This is a genomic window from Nocardioides oleivorans, assembly GCF_004137255.1.
GTDB classification, from domain to species: Bacteria; Actinomycetota; Actinomycetes; order Propionibacteriales; family Nocardioidaceae; genus Nocardioides; species Nocardioides oleivorans.
The window spans coordinates 81824-94206 of record NZ_SDWT01000003.1 but is presented as its reverse complement, the minus strand read 5'-3'; the positions used below and the strand labels follow the sequence as shown (position 1 = coordinate 94206).

The 12383-nt window shown below is 71.1% G+C and carries 13 protein-coding genes and 1 pseudogene; all 14 read right to left on the bottom strand.

From position 1 onward, the window contains the following. Nucleotide 1: 1 nt before the first annotated feature. The 14 genes and pseudogenes from atpA to thrB all read right to left on the bottom strand — a co-directional run bounded on the left by atpA (nucleotide 2) and on the right by thrB (nucleotide 12377). Nucleotides 2-1642, bottom strand: coding sequence for a F0F1 ATP synthase subunit alpha (gene atpA / locus EUA93_RS19100; protein WP_090969798.1), 1641 nt, complete (start codon nucleotides 1640-1642; stop codon nucleotides 2-4). A gap of 61 nt (nucleotides 1643-1703) precedes the next feature. After that, nucleotides 1704-2498: a F0F1 ATP synthase subunit delta gene (locus tag EUA93_RS19095; RefSeq protein WP_129401934.1), complete on the bottom strand. Its 795-nt coding sequence runs from the start codon at nucleotides 2496-2498 to the stop codon at nucleotides 1704-1706. Then, nucleotides 2498-3079 carry a F0F1 ATP synthase subunit B gene (locus EUA93_RS19090; protein ID WP_129401933.1) on the bottom strand — a complete coding sequence of 194 codons (582 nt, stop codon included), beginning with the start codon at nucleotides 3077-3079 and terminating at the stop codon, nucleotides 2498-2500. The genes EUA93_RS19095 and EUA93_RS19090 overlap by 1 nt, the downstream gene beginning before the upstream one ends. 31 nt (nucleotides 3080-3110) lie before the next feature. Further along, nucleotides 3111-3299, bottom strand: a complete 189-nt coding sequence (gene atpE, locus EUA93_RS19085) for an ATP synthase F0 subunit C (protein ID WP_207208869.1) — start codon at nucleotides 3297-3299, stop codon at nucleotides 3111-3113. Between the two features lie 96 nt (nucleotides 3300-3395). Beyond that, nucleotides 3396-4193, bottom strand: a complete 798-nt coding sequence (gene atpB / locus EUA93_RS19080; RefSeq protein ID WP_129401931.1) for a F0F1 ATP synthase subunit A — start codon at nucleotides 4191-4193, stop codon at nucleotides 3396-3398. Between the two features lie 4 nt (nucleotides 4194-4197). Continuing rightward, nucleotides 4198-4428, bottom strand: a complete 231-nt coding sequence (locus EUA93_RS19075; protein WP_129401930.1) for an AtpZ/AtpI family protein — start codon at nucleotides 4426-4428, stop codon at nucleotides 4198-4200. 29 nt (nucleotides 4429-4457) lie between these two features. Further along, on the bottom strand, nucleotides 4458-4961 hold the full coding sequence (locus EUA93_RS19070; RefSeq protein ID WP_129401929.1) for a hypothetical protein: 504 nt from the start codon (nucleotides 4959-4961) through the stop codon (nucleotides 4458-4460). A 316-nt stretch (nucleotides 4962-5277) separates the two neighbouring features. Continuing rightward, a pseudogene (locus EUA93_RS19065) lies at nucleotides 5278-6345 on the bottom strand (MraY family glycosyltransferase); the annotation flags it as partial. Nucleotides 6346-6354: 9 nt separating this feature from the next. Further along, entirely contained in the window at nucleotides 6355-7020 is a 666-nt protein-coding gene (locus EUA93_RS19060) for an L-threonylcarbamoyladenylate synthase (protein ID WP_129401928.1), read from the bottom strand. Next, nucleotides 7017-7856, bottom strand: a complete 840-nt coding sequence (gene prmC, locus EUA93_RS19055; RefSeq protein ID WP_129402058.1) for a peptide chain release factor N(5)-glutamine methyltransferase — start codon at nucleotides 7854-7856, stop codon at nucleotides 7017-7019. Before prmC ends, EUA93_RS19060 begins: the two co-directional genes overlap by 4 nt. Beyond that, nucleotides 7856-8929: a peptide chain release factor 1 gene (gene prfA / locus EUA93_RS19050; RefSeq protein ID WP_129401927.1), complete on the bottom strand. Its 1074-nt coding sequence runs from the start codon at nucleotides 8927-8929 to the stop codon at nucleotides 7856-7858. The genes prmC and prfA overlap by 1 nt, the downstream gene beginning before the upstream one ends. Nucleotides 8930-9020: 91 nt before the next feature. Then, complete coding sequence (gene rpmE / locus EUA93_RS19045; protein WP_090969789.1) at nucleotides 9021-9245, bottom strand: 50S ribosomal protein L31; 225 nt, start codon at nucleotides 9243-9245, stop codon at nucleotides 9021-9023. A gap of 115 nt (nucleotides 9246-9360) precedes the next feature. Further along, a complete protein-coding gene (gene rho, locus EUA93_RS19040; protein ID WP_165355234.1) occupies nucleotides 9361-11337 on the bottom strand; it encodes a transcription termination factor Rho in 1977 nt (658 codons plus the stop codon). A 131-nt stretch (nucleotides 11338-11468) separates the two neighbouring features. Next, entirely contained in the window at nucleotides 11469-12377 is a 909-nt protein-coding gene (thrB, locus tag EUA93_RS19035; protein ID WP_129401925.1) for a homoserine kinase, read from the bottom strand. Between the last annotated feature and the right edge of the window lie 6 nt (nucleotides 12378-12383).

The window sequence follows — 12383 nt, the reverse complement described above, 5'->3', positions numbered from 1 at the left end:
TTCAGCCCCGCTTCTGCTTGACGATCTGCTCCTGCTCGACGTCCTCGTCCTCGAGAGCGACGTGCTCCTCCTTGCCGGCCTTGATGCTCTGGCCGTCGGAGGTCTCGAACTGGTCGAGGAAGGAGTCGTAGGCCGCAGCGAGCTGGTCCTCGGTGGAGTCCTCGAACTTCTGGGTCTCGCGGATGCCGGCGAGGATGCCCTCGTGGCTGCGACGCAGGTAGTCGAGGAACTCGTTCTCGAAGCGCAGCACGTCGTCGGTCGGGACCTTGTCGAGGCGACCCGACGTGCCGGTCCACAGGGAGACGGTCATCTCCTCGACCGGGTACGGCGAGTACTGCGGCTGCTTGAGCAGGGCCATCAGGCGCTGGCCACGGTCGAGCTGCTGGCGCGAGGCGGCGTCGAGGTCGGAGGCGAACATCGCGAAGGCCTCCATGGCGCGGAACTGCGCCAGGTCGACCTTGAGCGAGCCGGTGACGGCCTTCATCGCCTTCGTCATGGCCGAGCCACCCACGCGCGAGACCGAGACACCCACGTCGATCGCCGGGCGCTGGTTGGCCGCGAACAGGTCGGACTGCAGGAAGATCTGGCCGTCGGTGATCGAGATGACGTTGGTCGGGATGAACGCCGAGACGTCGTTGGCCTTGGTCTCGATGATCGGCAGACCCGTCATCGAGCCCTTGCCCATGTCGTCGGAGAGCTTCGCGCAACGCTCGAGGAGCCGGCTGTGCAGGTAGAACACGTCACCGGGGTAGGCCTCGCGGCCCGGCGGGCGACGCAGCAGCAGCGACACGGCGCGGTAGGCCTCGGCCTGCTTGGTCAGGTCGTCGAACACGATCAGCACGTGCTTGCCGGCGTACATCCAGTGCTGGCCGATGGCCGAGCCGGTGTAGGGGGCGAGGTACTTGAAGCCGGCCGAGTCGGACGCCGGGGAGGCCACGATGGTCGTGTACTCCAGGGCGCCGGCCTCCTCGAGGGCACCACGCACGGAGGCGATGGTCGAGCCCTTCTGGCCGATGGCGACGTAGATGCAGCGCACCTGCTTGTCCGGGTCACCGGACTCCCAGTTCTGCTTCTGGTTGATGATCGTGTCGATCGCGATCGTGGTCTTGCCGGTCGCGCGGTCACCGATGATCAGCTGGCGCTGGCCACGGCCCACAGGCGTCAGGGCGTCGATCGCCTTGATGCCGGTGGCGAGCGGCTCGTGCACCGACTTGCGCACCATCACGCCGGGAGCCTGGAGCTCCAGCGCGCGACGCTCGTCGGAGGCGATGTCGCCGAGGCCGTCGATCGGGTTGCCGAGCGGGTCGACCACGCGGCCGAGGTAGTTCTCCCCGACCGGGACCGAAAGGATCTCGCCCGTGCGACGCACGGTCTGGCCCTCCTCGATCTTGTCGAAGTCACCCAGGACCACGACGCCCACCTCGCGGGTGTCGAGGTTGAGGGCGAGGCCGAGCGTGCCGTCCTCGAACTCGAGCAGCTCGTTGGCCATGACCGAGGGCAGACCGCTCACGCGGGCGATGCCGTCGGCGGCCTCGGCAACCGTGCCGACCTCTTCCTTGGTCGCCGAGTCGGGCTTGTAGTCCGACACGAAGCGCTGAAGCGCGTCCCGGATCTCGTCCGGACGGATGGACAGCTCCGTCATTTCATCTCACCTGTTCTCTGGGTCTGCTCTGCTCGAAAAGTTCTGGGTTGTCGGTGGGGCGTCAGCCGGCGAGCCTGCGTCCGGCGTCGTCGAGGCGGCTGGACACCGTCCCGTCGACGACGTCGTCGCCGATCTCGACACGGATGCCACCGATGACGTCGGGGTCGACGATGACGTTGAGGTGGACCTCGCGGCCGTAGCTGCGCGCCAGCGCGCCGGCGAGCCGGTCGCGGTCGGCGCCCGAGAGGGGGCGGGCGACGCGAACGGTCGCGACCCCTTCCCCACGGACCTCGGCCGCCACCTTCTGGAAGGCCGCCAGCGCGACCGCGACGGTGCGGTGGCTGCCGGACAGCGCCTGCTGCACGAGCGCGACCGTCGCGGGCAGGACCTTGTCGCCCAGCAGACCCTTGACCAGGTCCGCCTTGTCGCCCCGGCTGCGGGCCGGGTCGGAGAGCGCGTCGCGCAGCGCAGGGTTCTCCTGCACGAGCCGGCCCACCGCGAAGACCTCGTCCTCGAGGCGAGTGGCCTCACTGCCGGTGGAGCGCACCGTGGCGACGACGCCCAGCTGCTCCAGGGCGTCGCCCAGGTCACGTCCGGCGGTCCACCGCTGCGAGACCGCAGCGGTGACGACGTCGAGGGACTCGGGCGCGACCTTGCCGGCCAGCACCCCGCGGAGCAGCTCGGCCTTGGCCTCGGCCGGGATCGACACGTCGGTGGCGACCCGGCGCAGGCCCGGCTCGGCGCGGAGCAGGTCCGCCGTCCCGAACAGGTCCTGCCCCACCCGGCCCAGGTCGCCGGTGCCCGGAAGCACGGCGGCGGCTGCGGCGTAGGCGTCTGCGGACGCACCTCGCATCATCAGTTGACACTCCCCGACGAGGCACCGTTGTCGGCCTCGAGCTCGGCGAGGAAGCGCTCGACGACGCGGCTCTGACGAGCCTCGTCCTCCAGGCTCTCGCCGACGATGCGACCGGCCAGGCCGGTCGCGAGGGTGCCGACCTCGGCACGGAGCGAGGTGACCGCCTGCTGGCGCTCGGCCTCGATCTGGGCCTTGCCGTGCTCGACGATGCGGGCGGACTCGGCCTGGGCCGTCTCCCGCATCTCCGCCACGATCTGGGCACCCTGCTCACGCGCCTCCTCGCGGATGCGCGCCGCCTCGTGCCGGGCGTCGGCGAGCTGCTTCTCCAGCTCGGCGAGCTTGGCGTCGGCCTCGGCCTGCTTGGACTCGGCCGCGGCGATGCCACCCTCGATCGCCTGGGTGCGCTCGGCGAAGGTCTGCTCGAAGCGCGGGGCGACGAACTTCCAGATGAGGAAGAGCAGCAGGCCGAAGATGACGAGCGACAGGGCGAACTCGACGGGCACGAAGCCGAGCGGGTTCTCCGGGGCGTGGCCGCCCTCGTTCTCGCCCTCGGCAGCGGCGAGGATGATCAGATTCTGCATGTGGCAGTCCTAGGTCGGTGGAGGGCCAGCGTCAGTTCAGGACGAAGGCGAGCGCGATGCCGATGATCGCGAGTGCCTCGGCGAGAGCGAAGCCCAGGATGGCGATCGACTGCAGGCGGCCCTGGGCCTCCGGCTGACGTGCGACACCGGAGATGTAGGCCGCGAAGATCAGGCCGATGCCGATACCGGGGCCGATGGCCGCCAGACCGTAGCCGATCATGTTGAGCGAGCCGTTGAGAGTGCCGTCCACGGCAGTTTCCTTTCGGTTGGTGCTACTTCAGGTAGGGGTGGTGCAGATCAGGATGGTGCGGGTGGATCAGTGCTCGTCGGCGAGTGCACCGGAGATGTACATCGCGTTGAGCAGGGTGAAGACGTAGGCCTGCAGGAACTGCACCAGCAGCTCGAGGAAGCCGATGGCGATGGCGAGCAGCCAGGCGGCGGGACCCGCGACGTAGCCGATGCCGCCGTACTGGAGGAGGAAGAGGCCACCGGTGGTGAACAGGATCATCAGCAGGTGGCCGGCGAACATGTTGGCGAAGAGTCGCAGCGCCAGCGTCGCGGGGCGGACCAGGATGTTGGAGAAGAACTCCAGCGGGACCAGCAGCGGGTACATCAGCGGGCTGACGCCGCTCGGCACGCTCTGCAGCTTGAGGTAGCCCACGAAGCCGTGCTTCTTGATGCCGACCCCGTTGTAGATGACCCAGCTCAGGCCGGCGAGCGCGTAGGCCATCGAGGCACGCGAGAACGTCGGGAACTGGATCGCGGGGATCGAGGCCATCACGTTGTTGATCAGGAGGAAGAAGAAGATCGTCACCAGGTAGGGCACGAACTTGACGAAGTCGCGGCTGCCGATGATGTCGCGGCCGATCGAGTTGCGAACCATGCCGTAGGCGCTCTCGCCGGCGAACTGCATCCGGCCCGGCACGAGCTGCGGGCGGCGGAAGGCGACCCAGAAGAAGCCGAAGACGATGACCGCACCCAAGAGCAGCTGGACCATGGGCTTGGTGACCGCGAGCCCACCGAGGTGGAACAGCGGGACCTCGGAGAAGTCGAAGCTGTTGGGGCCCGGGGCGACGAACTCGTCACCGGACGCCGCCATCGTGATGCCGAACATCGAGTCAGTCTCCTACTGCCTTGTTGAACCGTGCATACGTCATGTAGATCCCGAAGCCGGCACCGACGAGGATGCCGATCGCCACGAGGAAGTCCGTTCCGAGCCACCGATCGAGCGCCCAGCCCGCCAGCCCGTAGAACGCCACGCCCGAGACGATGTAGCCGAAGGCGTGCCAGGGGTCGCCCTTGGGGGTGTCGTCGTCGGGTGAGGCCGTCGGGGGAAGCTGTCGAGCCATCGCAGACCGGACACTAGCAGCGGTTTCGCTCATCGCTCACCCCCGGGGTGATCGACCGGAGCACCTGCCCGCACGGGCTGGGTGAGGTGACCCTCACCAGCCTCCTCGGGGAGGTCGTAGACCGGGATCCGCTGCCGCACGGAGGCCAGCACCTGGCCCGCCAGCCAGAGCAGCGTCACCACGATCACCCCCGCCGCGAACCAGCTCGGCCGGAGGGTGTCGGGGCCGATGCCGGCCCGGTCGATCGCGGCCACGCAGAGCGCGAGGACGAGTAGCTGGAGGGCGTAGGTCATCAGCGCGACCAGCAGCGAAGCCGACGGCATCACGCGCGCGACCGTGGACACGATGGCGAGGCCGAACCCGAAGACGGCGAGCGTGAGCACTCCCCCGACGGCCGCGCCGACGACGGCCGGCCGCCCGTCCGCGAAGGCGGCCAGCACGACGAGCAGCAGGAGCGCGACGGCACCTGCGCCCCACGCACCGAGGAGCGGCGACGACCCGGTGCGGGTCGTGTGCTTCGACTCGGTCGTCATGGCGGCGGCCTGTCTCTCAAGAGGTCGGTGCGACTCAGTTGGGAAGCAGTTCTGGACTGCTCGTGAAAGTTATCACAAAGTCTCCGAGGGCCCCCAACCGGGATCAGGCGACGGTCTCGCCCGGACCCGTCCCGGTGCCACCGGAGGCCTCCACGACACCCTGTTCGGAGGCTGCGGTCAAGTCCGCGTCCGCCTCGCCCCCGGGCTCGTCGAGCGGGTCCGCGGACCGGCCCTCGACCAGCGCGTTCTCCGGCAGCCCGGTGTCACCGAGCCCGGTCTTGCGCGGGCGGTGCACCTTGGGCAGCAGGAAGGTCAGCGCCACGGTCAGCGCCAGCATCGCGCCGAGGCCCCACCAGACCCCGGGGCTGCTCGAGAGGCTGACGATCACGGCGCCGGTGGAGATGGTGAAGGCCCACATCCACATGATCAGCACCGCGCGGCGCTGGGAGTGCCCGATCTCCAGCAGGCGGTGGTGCAGGTGCTGCTTGTCGGCGCTCATCGGCGAGCGGCCCGCCCGGGTGCGTCGTACGACGGCGAGCACGAGGTCGACCATCGGCACCATCAGCAGCGAGATGGGCAGCAGCACCGGCAGCACGGTCACGAAGAGGCTGTTGCCCTCGGTGGCCGGCATCCCGACGAACTGGCCGGTGAGGGTCAGCGCGCTGGCCGAGAGCACCAGGCCGATCAGCATCGAGCCCGAGTCGCCCATGAAGAGGCGAGCGGGGTGGAAGTTGTGCGGCAGGAACCCCGCGCACGCGCCCGCCAGAGCGGCGCTCAGCAGGGCGCCGGTGGTGGCGAGGGTGAGGTTGTTCTGGTCCGAGACCATGTAGCAGTAGAAGAAGAAGGCCGCCGCCCCGATGCCGACCACCCCGGCAGCGAGGCCGTCGAGGCCGTCGACGAAGTTCACCGCGTTCATGGTGCCGATGACGACGACGAGCGTGAGCAGGGCGCCCTGGGCGTCGTCGAGGGAGAACTGCACCCCGTCGGGCCCCGGGAAGTAGTAGAACCGCACGCCGAGCGCGACCAGCAGCCCGGCCGCCAGCACCTGGCCCCCGAGCTTGGTCAGCGCGTCGAGGTCGAAGATGTCGTCGATGACGCCGACCGCGCACACGAGCGCACCGGCCAGCAGCACGACGCCGGCGTCGTTGAAGACGAAGAACTCGCTCTGCCCGCCCAGGAAGGGCAGCCGCTGCGCGACGACGTACGCCGCGACGAGACCGCCCAGCATCGCCAGCCCGCCGAGGTAGGGGATCGGCTCCGCGTGCACGTCGCGGTCACGGACCTGGGCGACGGCTCCCGTGCGCAGCGCGATCTCGCGTGCGACGACGGTGAGCAGGTAGGTCACCGAGAGGGCGACCAGGAAGACGAGGAGGTATTCCCGCACGGGCCGCCGTCAGTCCTCGTCCACGAGCACGACGCCGTGCTCCTCGAGGGCCGCGTTGAGCGTCTCGAGCGACAGCGCGCCGTGGCGCAGGACGCGTCCCTCCGGGACCGTGCAGTCGATGATCGTGGAGGCCTCGCCACCCGGCGAGGTGCCGGCGTCGACGATCACGGAGACCGCGTCGCCCAGCATCTCCTCGGCCGTGGCCGCGTCGGTCGCCGCGGGCCGGCCGGTGGTGTTGGCCGAGCTGACCGCGAGCGGGCCGGTGCGCTCGAGCACGGCGAGGGCGACCTCGTCGTCGGGCATCCGGACCGCGACGGTGCCGCGGGTCTCGCCGAGGTCCCACATGAGGGAGGCCTGCTGGCGGCACACGAGCGTCAGCGGGCCCGGCCAGAACTGCTCGACCAGGGTGCGAGCCCACGTGGGCACCCCCTCCGCGAGCGCGTCGAGCGTCGTCGCGGCCGACACCAGCACCGGCGGGGGCATGTCGCGCCCGCGGCCCTTCGCCTCCAGCAGCGCCTTCACGGAGTCGTGCGAGAAGGCGTCGGCGGCGATGCCGTAGACGGTGTCGGTGGGGATGACCACCAGCTCTCCGCGTCGTACGGCGCCGGCGGCAGCGGTGATCGCTGCCTCGCGCTCCTCCTCGGTCGAGGTCTCGAACCTGTCCACGCCGCTCATCGTGCCAGTCTCGCCGTCACGTAGCGCGCTCGACCCGCGAGGTCGAGGTGGTCGGCGACGTCGACCCAGCGGCCGGACGCCGCGAAGACGGCGGGCGCGGACACCCCCTGCACGTCGGCGTGCTCGGCACCGACCACTCCCCCGGGACGCAGCAGCAGCGCGGCCCGCCGCTCCAGGACACGCATCGCGTCGAGGCCGTCCTGGCCGGAGAACAGCGCCAGGTAGGGGTCGTGGTCACGTGCCTCCGCGGCCACCGACTCCCACGCCTCGAGCGGGATGTAGGGCGGGTTGCAGACGACGACGTCGACCATGCCCGCGAGGTCGTCGAAGGCCGTCGCGAGGTCACCGTGGCGCAGGTCGACGCCGGTGCCGGCGAGGTTGCGCTCGGCCCAGGCCAGTGCGCCCTCGTCGAGCTCGACCGCGTGCACCTCGGCACCGGGCACCTCGTCGGCGACGGACCTGGCAATCGCCCCCGAGCCGGTGCAGAGGTCGACCACGACCGGGGACGAGAGGGTCGAGGCCACGTCGATGGCCCACCCCGCGAGGAGCTCGGTCTCGGGGCGGGGCACGAAGACCCCCGGGCCGACGGCCAGCTCGACGTGCCGGAACGCCGCGGTGCCGGTCAGGTGCTGCAGCGGCTCGCGGGCCGCGCGGCGCGCGAGGAGGGCGTCGTACTGCCCCTGGTCGTCCTCGCTGAGGTCGTCGACGAGCGGCAGCCGGCCGAGGGGTACGTCGAGCACGTGGGCGAGCAGGAGGTCCGCGTCGCGCTCCGGGGAGGCGACGCCGGCCTCCCTCAGCCGTGCCGCGGCGGCTCGGCGGGCCGCGCTGGCCCGCATCACGACTCGAGTGCCGCGAGCCGGACCGCCATGTCGGCCTCGACGCACGAGTCGAGCACCGGCTGGAGGTCGCCGTCGAGCACCTGGTCGAGGTTGTAGGACTTGTAGCCGGTGCGGTGGTCGGAGATCCGGTTCTCCGGGAAGTTGTAGGTGCGGATCCGCTCGGAGCGGTCGACGGTGCGCACCTGCGAGCGACGTGCGTCGCTGGCCTCGGCGTCGGCGGCGTCCTGGGCGGCCTGGAGCAGGCGCCCCCGGAGGATCCGCATCGCCTGCTCCTTGTTCTGGAGCTGGCTCTTCTCGTTCTGGCAGCTGGCCACGATGCCGGTGGGGAGGTGGGTGATCCGCACCGCCGAGTCGGTGGTGTTGACGCTCTGGCCACCGGGTCCGCTGGAGCGGTAGACGTCGATGCGCAGGTCGTTGTCGTTGATCTCGACGTCGACCTGCTCGGCCTCGGGCATCACCAGGACGCCGGCGGCGGAGGTGTGCACGCGACCCTGCGACTCGGTCACGGGCACCCGCTGCACGCGGTGGACGCCGCCCTCGAACTTGAGCAGGGCGTACGGCGCCTGGCCGGGCTCGACGGCGCCCCTGGCCTTCACGGCGGCCGTGACGGACTTGAAGCCGCCGAGGTCGGACTCGGTGGAGTCGAGGACCTCGACGCTCCAGCCGCGCGCCTCGGCGTAGCGGGAGTACATCCGGAGCAGGTCGCCCGCGAACAGCGCCGACTCCTCACCGCCCTCCCCCGACTTGATCTCGAGGAGCGCGTCCTTGCCGTCGGCGGCGTCGCGCGGCACGAGCAGGCGACGCAACCGCTCGCTCGCGACCTCGCGGCGGTGTGTCAGCTCCTCGGCCTCCTCGGCGAAGGCCGGGTCGTCGGACGCGAGCTCGCGCGCCGCCTCGATGTCGTCACCGAGCTGGAGCCACTCCTGCCACGTGGTGACGACCGCGGTCAGCTCGGCGTACCTCTGGTTGAGCTGCTTGGCCAGGCGCTGGTCGGCATGCGTCTCTGGGAGCGCCAGTCGCTGCTCGAGCTCGGCGTGCTCGGCACGCATGCCCTCGACGGCCTCGAACATCTCGCTCCACTCCTCCTGCTCGGCACACCCATGGACAGACAGCAAGGCGCCGGCCACCCGCACGGAGCGGGCGACCGGCGCCTGGCGTGGACTACTTGCTCTCGGCAGCAGCCTTCTTGCCGTAGCGGGACTCGAACCGGGCGACGCGGCCGCCGGTGTCGAGGATCTTCTGCTTGCCGGTGTAGAACGGGTGGCACTGCGAGCAGACGTCGGCGTGGATCGAGCCGGAGGTCGCGGTGCTGCGGGTGGTGAACGACGCGCCGCACGTGCAGGTCACGGCGGTCTCGACGTAGTCGGGGTGAGTGTCCTTCTTCATGGGTGTCCTCTCGAATTGTTCCGGGTCGCCCGCGTGGATCGCATAGGACGTGAACCGGAACCGACGCACAAGTGTGCCACCGGTATGAACAGCGAAGCGAATCCGGGAATTCCCGTCAGCGACCGATCGCCTTGACGACGGCCTGCTGGGTGTCGGCTGCCGCGATCTGCTTGCGCAGGCCGCCCACTACCGCACCCTCGGCGGGCGCCAGGAGCTTCTCCTCGTGGCGCGTGCCCGAGGCGGTGACGTCGACCGCCGGGACGATGCCCTTGGCCGCACGGTCCGCGCTGAGCGCGAGCTCGAGGTTCTCCGTGCCGGCGATCTCCTCGAGGAAGAACTCGTCGGTGGCCGACCCGGTGCCGACCGCGACCGTGGCCAGCACGGTCAGCGACCCGCCGTCCTCGATCTTGCGCGCGGCGCCGAAGAACTCCTTGGTCGGGTGGACCGCGGAGGCGTCGACGATCCCGGCGAGCACCCGCCCGTTGGCCGGGGCCGCGAGGTTGTACGCGCGCCCGAGGCGGGTGAGGGAGTCCAGCAGCACGACGACGTCGTGGCCCAGCTCGACGAGCCGCTTGGCCCGCTCGATGGCCAGCTCGGCGACCAGGGTGTGGTCGGCCGGCTGCCGGTCGAACGTCGAGGCGACGACCTCGCCCTTGACCGCGCGCTGGAAGTCGGTGACCTCCTCGGGACGGGCGTCGACGAGCACGACCATTACGTGGCACTCGGGGTTGTTGGTCGTCACCGAGCGGGCGATCGACTGCAGGAGCGAGGTGGCCCCGGTGCGGGGCGGGGTCAGGATGAGGCCGCGCTGGCCCTTGCCGATCGGCGCCGCGATGTCGATGACCTGGCCGGTGAGGTCGCCCTCGACCGCGAGGCGCAGGCGCTGGTGCGGGTGCACCGGGACGGCGTCGGAGAACTCCGGGCGCTCCTTGGCGCCCTCGGCCTCGGTGCCGTTGACGCTGTCGATGCGGACCATCGGGTTGAACTTCTCGCGGCGCTCGCCCTCGCGGGGCTGGCGGACCTGGCCGACCACGGCGTCACCGCGGCGGAGGTGGTACTTCCGCACCATCGACAGCGACAGGTAGACGTCCTCGGTGCCCGGCAGGTAGCCCGAGGTGCGGACGAACGCGCAGTTGTCGAGCACGTCGAGGATGCCGGCAGCCGGCACCAGGACGTCGTCCTCGAGGATCGTGGTGTCCGGCTCGTTGCGGGTGCCGGCGCGCACGGTCGTGCGGTCGCGGCCGCGGCGGCGCCGGTTGCGGCGGCTGCCGCCCTCGCCGTCCTCGTCGTCGTCGAGGTCCTGGCTGTTCTGGTTCTGGTTGCCGGGGTTCTGGTTGCCCTGCTGGTTCGCATGCTGGTTGCCCTGCTGGCCGCGCTGGTCGGCCTGCGCCTGCTTGCCGCCCTGCTGGTTGCCCTGCTGGTTGCCCTGCTGGCCCTTGTTCTGGTCCTGCTGGCCCTTGTTCTGGTCCTGCTGGCCCTTGTTCTGGTCCTGCTGGCGCTTGCCCTGGTTGCCACCCTGCTGGCCCTTGGCCTGCTTCTGGTCGCCCTTCTGGTCCTTCTGCCGGTCCTGCGGCTGGTCCTGCGGCTGGTCCTGGGACCGGTCCTGCCGGCCCTGCGCGTCAGCGGGCTGCTCGGAGCGCTGCTCGGCCTGCTCGGCCTGGCGCTGCTTGCGGGTGCGGGTGCGCACCGTCGTCTGGACGGTGGTCCGCTCCTCCGGCTCGGCGGACGTCGGCTCGGGAGTCGTCCCGGAGGCCGGCTCAGAGGCCGGCTCAGAGGCCGGCTCGGCGGTCGCCTCGGCGTTCGTCTCGGCGTTCGTCTCGGCGTTCGTCTCGGCGTTCGTCTCGGCGGGAGCCGTCGCGGCCGACGATGCCTCGGCACGAGGGGCGTCCGCGGCAGGGGCGGAGCTGATCGGGGTGCCGGCGGCCTTGATGGCGTCGACGAGCTGGGCCTTCTTCATCGAGCCGGCGCCGGGGATGCCGAGGCCGACGGCCATCGACTTGAGGTCGGCCAGCAGCATCGAGCCGAGGCCGGACGGCTTGCTGGAGGACTTCGAAGCGGCCTTCTTGGCAGGCTTCGAGGGAGTCTCGGTCACGTGGATCCTTCGCACGTTGCGTCGCCTGCGAGCGCTCGAGCGGCCTGCGAGGCGGATGGTGGTCGCCCGAGCACGCATCCCTCGAGGTGGACACGAGGAACGGGACGGGCAGTACGCCGAACGGCGCCCGCTCAGGTTAGCAGCACGGCCCCGTCAGGCTCGATCGCGAGGTCGTGACACGCCCACCCGTCCGGGCAGCTCGCCCTCAGCGCCGCGGTGTCACTCGACCCGAACGCCAGCACGGTCGGCCCGGCGCCCGAGACCACGGCCGGTACGCCGTCCGCGCGCAGGCGGCGGACGAGCGCGAGCGTCTCCGGCATGGCCGGCTCGCGCTGGTCCTGGTGCAGCCAGTCCCGGGTGCCGGCGAGCAGGTGCTCGGGCTGCCCGGTGAGGGCGGCGACCAACAGGGCGGCGCGACCGGAGTTGGCCGCGGCGTCGGCGTGCGCGACGACGTCGGGCAGCAGCCCGCGGGCGACCTTGGTCTCCACCCCCGTGGGCGGCACGAAGGCGACGGCCGTGATCCGCGGGTCGACGCCCGCACGGACGGCGTACCAGCGGTCGTCCTCGCGCCCGCTGATCACGAAGCCGCCGTAGAAGGCCGGGGCGACGTTGTCGGGGTGGCCCTCGAGGTCGGCGGCGAGGTCGAACAGCGCCTCGTCGGAGGCGAGCAGCTGTCCCCCGGCGACCAGCGCGCGGGCCAGCACCACGCCGGCGACGATCGCGGCCGAGGACGACCCGAGCCCGCGGGCGTGCGGGATGACGTTGTGGCACGACAGGCGCAGGCCGGGCGGCTGCTCCCCCATGAGCGCGAAGGCGGCGCGCATGGAGCGGACGACGAGGTGCGACTCGTCGCGGGGGACGCCGGTCCCGTCCGCACCTGCGCCGGCTCCGTCGACCTCGACGACCAGGCCGTCGGTGAGCACCTCCGCCTCGAGCTCGTCGCGGAGCGAGAGGGCAAGGCCCAGCGAGTCGAAGCCCGGGCCGAGGTTGGCCGAGGTGGCCGGGACGGTGACCCGCACCGGCCCGTCGATGAACGTCATCGACCG